Source organism: uncultured Kluyvera sp., assembly GCF_902485085.1.
Classification (GTDB): domain Bacteria; phylum Pseudomonadota; class Gammaproteobacteria; order Enterobacterales; family Enterobacteriaceae; genus Kluyvera; species Kluyvera ascorbata.
This window is the reverse complement of the sequence record NZ_CABTJS010000040.1, coordinates 1-7,810: the sequence shown is the minus strand read 5'-3', so window position 1 is coordinate 7,810 and position 7,810 is coordinate 1. Positions and strand designations below refer to the sequence as shown.

The 7,810-nt window shown below is 52.3% G+C and carries 6 protein-coding genes, 1 tRNA gene and 1 rRNA gene; 4 read left to right on the top strand and 4 right to left on the bottom strand.

The window, feature by feature from the left end:
- The coding region (gene fis, locus RDN66_RS05845; protein ID WP_308537663.1) for a DNA-binding transcriptional regulator Fis at positions 1-293 on the top strand (293 nt) is incomplete at its 5' end.
- Between the two features lie 71 nt (positions 294-364).
- Here fis and RDN66_RS05840 read toward each other — a convergent pair.
- Together RDN66_RS05840 and envR are read right to left on the bottom strand one after the other, a co-directional pair.
- Positions 365-1,198, bottom strand: coding sequence for an MBL fold metallo-hydrolase (locus RDN66_RS05840; protein ID WP_202217092.1), 834 nt, complete (start codon positions 1,196-1,198; stop codon positions 365-367).
- 121 nt (positions 1,199-1,319) lie between these two features.
- A complete protein-coding gene (gene envR, locus RDN66_RS05835) occupies positions 1,320-1,973 on the bottom strand; it encodes an acrEF/envCD operon transcriptional regulator (RefSeq protein WP_202217091.1) in 654 nt (217 codons plus the stop codon).
- 355 nt (positions 1,974-2,328) lie between these two features.
- Between envR and RDN66_RS05830 the strand changes: the two genes are divergently transcribed.
- The 3 genes from RDN66_RS05830 (at position 2,329) to RDN66_RS05820 (ending at position 7,131) form a co-directional block, all read left to right on the top strand.
- Positions 2,329-3,468, top strand: a complete 1,140-nt coding sequence (locus RDN66_RS05830) for an efflux RND transporter periplasmic adaptor subunit (RefSeq protein ID WP_202217090.1) — start codon at positions 2,329-2,331, stop codon at positions 3,466-3,468.
- Positions 3,469-3,480: 12 nt separating this feature from the next.
- Positions 3,481-6,591 carry an efflux RND transporter permease subunit gene (locus RDN66_RS05825; RefSeq protein ID WP_202217089.1) on the top strand — a complete coding sequence of 1,037 codons (3,111 nt, stop codon included), beginning with the start codon at positions 3,481-3,483 and terminating at the stop codon, positions 6,589-6,591.
- 318 nt (positions 6,592-6,909) lie between these two features.
- On the top strand, positions 6,910-7,131 hold the full coding sequence (locus RDN66_RS05820; RefSeq protein ID WP_035891258.1) for a lipoprotein: 222 nt from the start codon (positions 6,910-6,912) through the stop codon (positions 7,129-7,131).
- Positions 7,132-7,575: 444 nt separating this feature from the next.
- Here RDN66_RS05820 and rrf read toward each other — a convergent pair.
- A 5S ribosomal RNA gene (rrf, locus tag RDN66_RS05815) occupies positions 7,576-7,691 on the bottom strand.
- Between the two features lie 39 nt (positions 7,692-7,730).
- Positions 7,731-7,806 (bottom strand) — tRNA-Thr (locus tag RDN66_RS05810).
- Positions 7,807-7,810: the final 4 nt, after the last annotated feature.

The following is a 7,810-nucleotide window of genomic DNA, read 5'->3' as shown; positions in this document are numbered from 1 at the left end:
TCGAACAACGCGTAAATTCTGACGTACTGACCGTTTCTACCGTTAACTCTCAGGATCAGGTAACTCAAAAACCCCTGCGTGACTCGGTTAAACAGGCACTGAAGAACTATTTTGCTCAACTGAACGGTCAGGATGTTAATGACCTGTATGAGCTGGTACTGGCTGAAGTAGAACAGCCCCTGTTGGACATGGTGATGCAATACACCCGTGGTAACCAGACCCGCGCAGCCCTGATGATGGGCATCAACCGTGGTACTCTGCGTAAGAAACTGAAAAAATACGGCATGAACTGATACTAATCAGTTAATTGCTTGATTTTGAAGGCGCTACTCGGCATGGGGAAGCGCCTTTTTTATTGCCTGTTTTACGCCTCGGCGTAGACGATACGGTAGCCCTGATCCTCAGGAATAACCCGCGCAAAGCCCGACCCACCGAAGTGCATCCCCGCCACCAGCAGCTTTTCTGCCGCCGCCTGCGCCAGAATACGTTTACGCGATGCTTTCGCCTGTTCGCTATCGATATCAAAAGCAATGCTTACCCCGGGGTGCGCGGTCTGAATATAGGGGAAGTGAACAATGTCACCCCAGATAATCAGGCAAGCTTCCGGAGTATCAATTCTGAACCCCGTATGCCCCGGCGTGTGCCCTGGCAGAGGGACGGGATGAATTCCCTCGGCAATCGGCGCATCGCTCAGCAGGCGAACACGCTCACCATAGGTGGCTAGCGTCTGGCGCGCGCGGATAAAGTTACGCTGCTGACGTTCGTTAGCCTGTGCAAACCGTGCATCATCCAGCCAGAACGCCTTCTCAAGCGGATGCAGGTAGAGAGCGGCGTTAGGATAAACCGCCATGCCTTCCTCATCCAGCAAGCCCCCCAGATGGTCAGGATGAGCGTGAGTCAGCAACACGGTATCCACCGTTTCAGGCTGGACGCCAGCCCCCTGCAAATTGGCTTTCAGCTGCCCGCCCACGTTATTGACGCCGCCGGTTCCTGAATCCACCAGAATCGTTCGTCCGCGCCCACGGATAAGATAACCATAGATATGCAGATTTCCAGGCTCGGTAATCCCAGCCTGCTTCTGGATCTCCCCAGCCTCTGTCGTGCTAATACCGGACAGGAGTTCGAGACTCGCTGCCATATTACCGTCGCTGAGCGGCGTCACCAGAAAGTCGCCAATCTGGCGAGAAATCGCGTTCATAAACACCTCGTTACGGGGATGATGAGTAGAAGAATAAGATGACAGAAGCCGAAAGCAGAGGACAGCGGAAGCAGAGCCAGATGAATAATCTTCAGGCTTCCCTGCCTGAGAGGATACGCAGTTACTGGTTAACAACCAGCGTAGGCCGGGTAGCCCACTGACGTTGAGCACAAACGGTCGCCATAATATTGTCGACAAGCAGCGGAGCCTGTTGATAGAGATCAAACTGCAGTGGGTCCATCAGCCAATTTTTGATAATGCCGCTAAATGCGCTATGTAAGACAATCAATATAATTTCAATGTCTGTATCAGCAGGTAATATTTTGTTACGCACGCAGGCCTGCAATTCATTTCGCATGGAATCATAGCTAAAACCTATTTTTTTTCTGATTTCATGCTCCGGCACCATATCGCTGCTAAATTCACACTTATGATACAGGATCTGCATCAGCGCGCGCTGCCGCGGCGTTTCAGCAATATATTGCAAACCAACGACGAATTTATTTCTTAAGTTTAATAGTGGATTTGCGCTGTCTATTTGTATCAATTTATGATGGATTAGGTCGCGCAACGGTAGTTGTTCTTCCCACATCGCATTAAATAATTCACTTTTGCTGGCAAAATGCCAGTAAACCGCACCGCGAGTTACCCCGGCAGCATCCGCAATGTCGGTCAGGGTGGTGTTACTCACGCCCCGCAGCGCAAACTGCTCAATGGCTGAATCAAGCAGCAGCTGGCGCGTCTTGAGCGCCTCTTCTTTCGTTTTTCTGGCCATAGCCTACGTCACTTACCGCAAACTTCACGGTGGATGGAAAATCCATTTAATTTACCATTTAGGCTAACAACAGTATTTACCAAAAAGTTTGATAAGTACTAAAAATCAATAAATCCATTAAACATATATTTAATTAATTTATATTCACATTATGAATGCATAATTCCATCACTCCTCTTTTCAGATTCTCTAATCCTGCTATTTTTGCGTTTCCGTGCCTTTGGTGATCGTTCAAAAATAACTATCTCTTACATCCACCGATGTTTATTTGTAGGATAACGAACTGCATTTTTTATTCACCCTTTCTTTCACAGATTTTTAGTCAAACCAGGCTATCAATCTATAAGGAACAGCAATGACGAGTCACGCCAGGGTTACACTTTTATCCAGCTTAATTATCTCAGCAGCATTACTTAGCGGCTGTGATAATTCTGGAAGCCAGCAAGCGCATGCGCCAATGCCTCAGGTTACCGTTCACACCGTTAACAATGCGCCATTGTCCATCACTACCGAATTACCAGGCCGTACCTCTGCGTTTCGCGTCGCTGAAGTTCGTCCACAGGTCAGCGGCATTATCCTGAAACGCAACTTTGTGGAAGGGAGTGATGTTGAGGCCGGTCAGTCTCTTTATCAAATAGACCCGGCCACCTACCAGGCGGCCTATGACAGCGCGAAAGGCGACCAGACGAAAGCAGAAGCCGCTGCGGTCATCGCTCACCTGACCGTGAAGCGCTATGTTCCTCTGCTAGGCACCAAATACATCAGCCAACAGGACTATGACCAGGCGGTAGCAACAGCACGCCAGGCCGATGCGGACGTCATGGCGGCGAAAGCCGCCGTTGAGACCGCACGTATTAACCTGGCCTATACCAAAGTGACCTCGCCAATCACCGGCCGCATTGGTAAATCCAGCGTGACTGAAGGCGCTCTGGTGACCAACGGGCAGTCAGATGCCATGGCAACAGTACAGCAGTTGGATCCTATCTACGTCGATGTCACTCAGTCCAGCAGCGACTTTATGCGCCTCAAGCAAGAAAGCCTGCAGCAGGGCGGCGACGCCAAAAGCGTGCAGTTGTTGATGGAAAACGGTCAAACCTACGCGCTGAAAGGTTCGCTGCAGTTCACAGACGTTACCGTGGATGAAAGCACCGGCTCTATCACCCTTCGCGCCATTTTCCCTAACCCGCAGCATGTACTACTGCCAGGGATGTTCGTGCGTGCGCGCATCGATGAAGGTGTGAACCCAAATGCCATGCTGGTTCCACAGCAGGGCGTCACTCGTACACCTCGCGGTGATGCCACCGTCCTGCTGGTGAACGATAAAAACCAGGTCGAAACACGCAACGTCGTTGCCGCACAAGCGATTGGCGATCAGTGGCTGATTACCAGCGGCCTGAAAGCGGGCGATAAGGTGATTGTCAGCGGGCTGCAGAAAGTGCGCCCGGGCGCAACCGTGAAGGCTGAAGAGGATACCGCAGCGCCTGCTGCGAAATAAGGTACCGACCACATGTCTAAGTTTTTTATCCATCGACCGGTGTTTGCCTGGGTTCTGGCCATCATCATGATGATTGCGGGTGGCTTGGCCATCCTGCAGTTGCCAATCGCGCAGTACCCGACGATCGCTCCACCTGCCGTGGCTATTTCAGCAACCTATCCAGGTGCTGATGCGCAAACCGTGCAGGATACCGTCACCCAGGTTATCGAACAGAATATGAACGGTATCGATAACCTGATGTACATGTCCTCAACCAGTGACTCCGCGGGTTCCGTGACCATCACCCTGACCTTTAAGTCAGGCACCGATCCGGATATCGCCCAGGTTCAGGTTCAGAACAAGCTCTCTCTGGCAACACCGCTGCTGCCGCAGGAAGTGCAGCAGCAGGGTATCAGCGTTGAGAAGTCGAGCAGCAGCTTCCTGATGGTAGCCGGGTTTATCTCTGATAACCCAACGACCGTACAGGACGATATTTCTGACTACATCGCCTCTAACGTTAAGGACCCTATCAGCCGTCTGAACGGCGTGGGTGACGTGCAGCTTTTTGGTGCGCAGTATGCGATGCGTATCTGGCTCGACGGCAACCTGCTCAACAAATACAACCTGACGCCGGTTGATGTCATCAATCAGTTAAAGGTACAGAACGACCAGATTGCGGCAGGCCAGCTGGGCGGTACGCCAGCGGTGAAAGGCCAGCAGTTGAACGCTTCAATTATTGCGCAGACGCGTCTGAAAGATCCGGTTGAGTTCGGTAAAGTGACTCTGCGCGTGAACGCCGATGGTTCGGTGGTACATCTGAGCGACGTCGCGCGTATTGAACTCGGCGGTGAGAACTACAACGTCGTCGCACGTATTAACGGTAAACCAGCATCGGGGCTTGGGATCAAGCTGGCGACCGGCGCGAACGCGCTGGATACTGCCAACGCCATCAAAGCCAAGCTCGCGGAGCTACAACCTTTCTTCCCGCAGGGAATGAAGGTTGTCTATCCGTATGACACCACGCCGTTCGTGACCATCTCGATTCACGAAGTTATTAAGACGCTGTTTGAGGCGATTATTCTCGTCTTCCTCGTCATGTACCTGTTCTTGCAGAACATCCGTGCGACGCTTATTCCAACTATCGCCGTCCCGGTAGTGCTGCTCGGGACCTTCGCCGTACTGTCGATGTTTGGCTACTCGATAAACACCCTAACCATGTTCGGGATGGTGCTCGCGATAGGTCTGCTCGTCGATGATGCCATCGTGGTGGTGGAAAACGTCGAGCGCGTGATGATTGAGGAGAAGCTATCGCCCGTCGAGGCCACCGAGAAATCGATGGAGCAGATCCAGGGCGCGCTGGTTGGGATCGCGATGGTGCTGTCAGCGGTATTCGTACCGATGGCCTTCTTTGGCGGCTCAACCGGGGCTATCTATCGCCAGTTCTCGATAACCATCGTTTCCGCAATGGCGCTGTCGGTACTGGTTGCCCTGATCCTGACCCCAGCGCTGTGCGCCACGCTGCTGAAACCCGCTTCTGTGGATCACTACGAGAAGAAAGGGTTCTTCGGCTGGTTTAACAATAAGTTTGACCAGAGCGTTAACCACTATACCAATAGCGTCAGCGGTATCTTGCGTTCCACTGGGCGTTACCTGCTTATCTATGTGCTGATTGTTGTCGGCATGGCGGTGCTGTTTATGCGCCTGCCAACGTCCTTCCTGCCGGACGAAGACCAGGGGGTATTCCTGACCATGGTTCAGCTTCCTGCTGGTGCGACACAGGAGCGCACGCAGAAGGTGTTGGATACGGTGACCCACTATTACCTCAATAACGAGAAGGCGAACGTTGAGAGCGTCTTTACCGTTAACGGCTTCAGCTTTAGCGGCCAGGGTCAGAACTCCGGTATGGCGTTTGTGAGCCTGAAGCCTTGGGATGAACGTAGCGGGGAAGAAAATAGCGCTGAATCCGTCATCAAGCGTGCCACGATGGCCTTCAGCCAGATTAAAGATGCGATGGTGTTCCCGTTCAACATGCCGGCGATTATCGAGCTGGGCACGGCGACCGGTTTCGACTTCGAGCTGATTGACCAGGGTAACCTCGGTCATACCGCATTGACCCAAGCCCGTAACCAGCTTCTGGGTATGGTGCAGCAGCATCCCGATCAGCTGGTTCGTGTGCGTCCAAACGGCCTGGAAGATACCGCGCAGTTCAAACTCGATGTCGACCAGGAAAAAGCGCAGGCATTAGGCGTCTCACTGTCCGATATCAATGAGACCATTTCTGCTGCGCTAGGCGGCTACTACGTCAACGACTTTATTGACCACGGTCGCGTGAAGAAGGTCTACGTTCAGGCTGACGCGAAGTTCCGCATGCTGCCAAGCGACGTCAACAATATGTACGTACGCAGCTCAAACGGTGAGATGGTGCCATTCTCCGCCTTCGTGACTTCACGTTGGGTGTATGGCTCTCCACGTCTGGAACGCTATAACGGTCTGCCATCGATGGAGATCCTCGGTGAAGCGGCCCCGGGTAAAAGTACCGGTGAGGCGATGGCCCTGATGGAACAACTGGCCAGCAAACTGCCTTCAGGCATTGGCTTTGACTGGACGGGAATGTCCTATCAGGAACGTCTGTCCGGCAACCAGGCGCCAGCGCTGTACGCCATCTCATTGATTGTCGTCTTCCTGTGTCTGGCCGCACTCTATGAGAGCTGGTCTATTCCGTTCTCCGTTATGTTAGTAGTGCCATTAGGTGTTGTGGGAGCGCTTCTGGCCGCCTCATTACGAGGTCTGAATAACGACGTGTACTTCCAGGTAGGTCTGCTGACAACCATTGGTCTATCGGCGAAGAACGCCATTCTGATCGTGGAGTTTGCTAAAGATCTTATGGATAAAGAAGGTAAAGGGATCATTGAAGCAACGCTCGAAGCATCACGTATGCGTCTGCGCCCTATTCTGATGACCTCTCTGGCCTTTATCCTCGGCGTTATGCCTCTGGTTATCAGCCGCGGTGCAGGTAGTGGTGCGCAGAACGCAGTTGGTACCGGCGTCATGGGCGGGATGCTGACCGCGACGCTGCTGGCCATCTTCTTCGTGCCAGTATTCTTCGTTGTCGTGAGACGTCGCTTTACCAAACACTCTGAGTAACGCAATCACTCAGGATAAAAGGCGCCTACGGGCGCCTTTCTTTTTGTTCGGTAATCAGGAAGTTTAGTGGTGCAGGCTCAATACGTTAGGCTGTGCCACCATCAGTTACGCTTCGTAGCGCACCATTTCGTTATTTTCTTCTGCATCATTTCTACATAATCCCACCGTTTTCAGGCTCCCTTCTCCACGATATTTACGAACCACATAAATTGAGATTATTTCCCCTACCAATGGGCTATAGCGTAGGTGATAAAATAAGCCATTCCGTAATACGCCATATTTCTGGCGTAATGAAACGGATTATTTAGAGGCTACATCATGAAAAAATTTATTCTGGTGACGCTGCTGGCAACGCTGCTTGCTGGCTGCGCGCATGACTCACCTTGTGTACCCGTTTATGACGATCAGGGCCGTCTGGTTCACACCAACACCTGCATGAAAGGGACCACCCAGGACAACTGGGAAACCGCAGGTGCTATCGCCGGTGGCGCTGCAGCTCTGGCGGGCCTGACGCTGGGTATCGTGGCACTGACCAAATAACACAACGGCCAGAAAGCGCATGCTTTCTGGCCGTCTCTGCGCTTATTGTCATCGTCAGGATGACATCGCCGTCAATTTTATTATCAACAAAACCCACCTCTTTTAATTCCCGTCGACGATCTAAATAGCTCATCATAATAAAGAGATAGCGAACGTTGTCTTATTTTCAGCACCATGCTTGCTTCGCATGGAATATTTTGTTGAGGCAGGAGATAGAGCATCGCTGTAGGCTGGATAAGGCGTCAATGCCGCCATCCGGCAAAGTGCACCATCCCGGAGTCGGCGTAAAACGCCTCGTCCGGGCTACGGACCGGGCATTATACGTGCACATTATTACCGTCTGTAGCCGGACGAGCGCAGCGACCCCGGGACTTCACCACGTTTTCATTTCCCACAGACGTAAAAAAGCCCATCCTGACGGATGGGCTTTTTTACTAAATTGATGTCTGGCAGTTCCCTACTCTCGCATGGGGAGACCCCACACTACCATCGGCGCTACGGCGTTTCACTTCTGAGTTCGGCATGGGGTCAGGTGGGACCACCGCGCTACAGCCGCCAGACAAATTCTTTACTAAGTGCCAAACTTTAACCCGAAAAACTGGTGCTGATACCCAGAGTCGAACTGGGGACCTCACCCTTACCAAGGGTGCGCTCTACCAACTGAGCCATATCAGCACAC